General features: G+C 61.1%; 2 protein-coding genes. Both read left to right on the top strand.

Features of this window, described 5'->3' with window-relative positions; all coding sequences use genetic code 11:
- The first annotated feature begins 215 nt into the window (after positions 1–215).
- The gene (locus tag EN893_RS26950) at positions 216–1,403 is read left to right on the top strand and encodes a glycine C-acetyltransferase (protein ID WP_127268536.1); all 1,188 of its coding nucleotides are present in this window, start codon (positions 216–218) and stop codon (positions 1,401–1,403) included.
- Positions 1,404–1,455: 52 nt separating this feature from the next.
- The gene (tdh, locus tag EN893_RS26945; RefSeq protein WP_127268537.1) at positions 1,456–2,490 is read left to right on the top strand and encodes an L-threonine 3-dehydrogenase; all 1,035 of its coding nucleotides are present in this window, start codon (positions 1,456–1,458) and stop codon (positions 2,488–2,490) included.
- The last annotated feature ends 409 nt before the right edge of the window (positions 2,491–2,899 follow it).

Here is a 2,899-nt window from a genome sequence, read left to right as displayed (position 1 = left end):
GTCGAAAGATCGCGAAATGGTTATCGGCTCGTTTAACGCCGTACCGGCATTTGAGCGGTCATCGGCCAGAACCCTTGTCGCGGCATCGTTTCCGCCGCCGCATGATGATCGACATCGGGGCGGCATCGTGCTGCTTGCCACCGATCCGGTCGTTTTTGCGATGGATTTTTCACGCGGACGAGACGACAGTCAGCCCACATCAAACGAGGCCGACCATGACCGCAGCATTCCTCTCCCACATCGACGGCGAGCTCGCGGGGCTCAAATCGGCAGGCCTCTACAAGTCGGAGCGGGTGATCACTTCGACGCAGTCGGCCGAGATCGAGGTCGGCGGCGACAAGGTGCTGAATTTCTGTGCCAACAACTATCTCGGCCTCGCCGATAGCGCCGATTTGCGCAATGCTGCCAAGCAGGCGCTCGACCGCTATGGCTACGGCATGGCATCGGTGCGCTTTATCTGCGGCACCCAGGAAGAGCACAAGCAGCTCGAATCCACGATTTCCTCTTTCCTCGGCATGGAAGACACCATCCTCTACGGCTCCTGTTTCGATGCCAATGGCGGCCTGTTCGAGACGCTGCTGGGCGAGGAAGACGCCATTATCTCGGATGCCTTGAATCATGCCTCGATCATCGATGGCGTGCGGCTGTCGAAGGCCAAACGTTTCCGCTACGCCAACAACGACATGGCCGATCTCGAGGCGCGACTGAAGGAAGCCCGGGACTGCCGCTTCCGGTTGATCGCCACCGACGGCGTGTTTTCGATGGATGGCATCATCGCCAATCTCACGGGTGTCTGCGACCTCGCCGAGAAATACGACGCCATGGTGATGGTCGACGACAGCCATGCCGTCGGCTTCGTCGGCCGAAACGGCCGCGGCTCGGCCGAACATTGCGGCGTCGAGGGCAGGGTCGACATCATCACCGGCACGCTCGGCAAGGCGCTTGGCGGGGCCTCCGGTGGCTACACCTCGGGCAAAGGCCAGGTGGTCGACTGGCTGCGCCAGCGCTCACGGCCGTATCTCTTCTCCAACACGCTCATGCCGGCGATCGCCGGCGCTTCGATCAAGGTGTTCGAACTGATCAAGGACGGCGATGGGCTGCGCAGCAAACTCTACGACAATGCGGCGCGCTTCCGGTCGCAGATGGGCAAGCTCGGCTTCACGCTGGCCGGAGCCGATCATCCGATCATACCGGTGATGCTGGGTGATGCCAGCCTGGCGCAGGAGATGGCCGCGCGCATGCTGAAGCGCGGCATTTACGTCATCGGCTTCTCCTTCCCGGTGGTGCCGAAAGGGCAGGCCCGCATCCGCACGCAAATGTCGGCGGCGCATTCCAGTGCGGATATTGACAGGGCGGTCGAGGCGTTTGCCGCCGTCGGGCGCGAACTCGGGGTCATTTCCTGAAAGGCTGGAATCGAAAAGCGATTCCGGATCAAGAGATTCAAGGGACAAAAGCATGTCGAACATGATGAAGGCGCTGGTGAAGGCCAAGGCCGAACCAGGCATCTGGATGGAAGAGGTGCCGGTGCCGGAGATCGGCCCCAACGACGTGCTGATCAAGATCAAGAAGACGGCGATCTGCGGCACCGACGTGCACATCTACAATTGGGACCAGTGGGCGCAGAAGACGGTGCCGGTGCCGATGGTGACGGGCCATGAATTCGTCGGCACCGTTGCCGATTTCGGCGCAGCGGTCACCGAATACAAGGTCGGCCAGCGTGTATCGGGCGAAGGCCACATCGTCTGCGGCCATTGCCGCAACTGTCGCGCCGGGCGAGGGCATCTGTGCCGCAACACACTCGGCGTCGGCGTCAACCGTCCAGGCGCCTTCGGCGAGTATCTGGCGATCCCGCAGCACAATGTTGTGCCGATCCCCGACGATGTGCCCGATGAGATCGCCGCGATCTTCGATCCCTTGGGCAATGCCGTCCACACCGCACTCTCCTTCGATCTGGTCGGCGAGGACGTGCTGGTGACTGGCGCCGGGCCGATCGGCATCATGGGCGCGCTCGTCGCCCAATGCGTCGGCGCGCGCAAAGTGGTCATCACTGACATCAACCCGGTGCGGCTGGCGCTAGCCAAGAAACTCGGCGTCCAGCATGTCGTCGACGCCTCGAAGGAGAAGCTGCGCGACGTCATGCCGGTGCTCGGCATGACCGAGGGGTTCGACGTCGGGCTCGAAATGTCAGGCGCCGCCCCCGCTTTCCGCGACATGATCGATGCCATGAACAATGGCGGCAAGATCGCCATTTTAGGCATCGCGCCGACCGGCTTCGAGATCGACTGGAACAAGGTCATTTTCAAGATGCTGCATCTCAAGGGCATCTATGGCCGCGAGATGTTCGAGACCTGGTACAAGATGATCGCGCTGGTGCAGGGCCCGCTGGATGTCTCCGGCCTGATCACCCACCGCATCGGCATCGACGATTTTCAGATCGGTTTCGATGCGATGAAGAGCGGCAGTTCCGGCAAGGTGGTGATGGACTGGTAGGGATTGCCTTGGCCGCTATTCAGGAAAAGCTGACGACAGCACCTCTGGTCCGCCGGACATTTTCCAACTAGGGGAACATGGCTGGGTGGAGAGCTATGGCTCCGCTACGTGCGCTCGCTAATCATATACGGCGACGTATCGCGGCCCACCCGGTGACGGTCGATGGGGCAATTCGCTTCAGTCGATGACGGAAACCCGGTGAACCGATGCTGAGGCCCCGACGCGATCGTCTATTTCCTATGATCTGCGATTGAGGTCGAGGTGTTGCCGCTTTCAGCGGGTAAGATGCGATAGACGACTTCCGGTACCCTTCCGGTCAGCGAAAAGGAAGGCAACGAGCCGCATTGCCTCAAGCAAAATGTTACCAATAGTGTCCTGTTCCAAAGGGGATGGACAGGTCGTGCCATTC

It is taken from the genome of Mesorhizobium sp. M7A.F.Ca.CA.004.04.2.1 (assembly GCF_004022825.1).
Taxonomy (GTDB): Bacteria; Pseudomonadota; Alphaproteobacteria; order Rhizobiales; family Rhizobiaceae; genus Mesorhizobium.
This window is presented reverse-complemented; position numbering and strand designations above follow the sequence as displayed.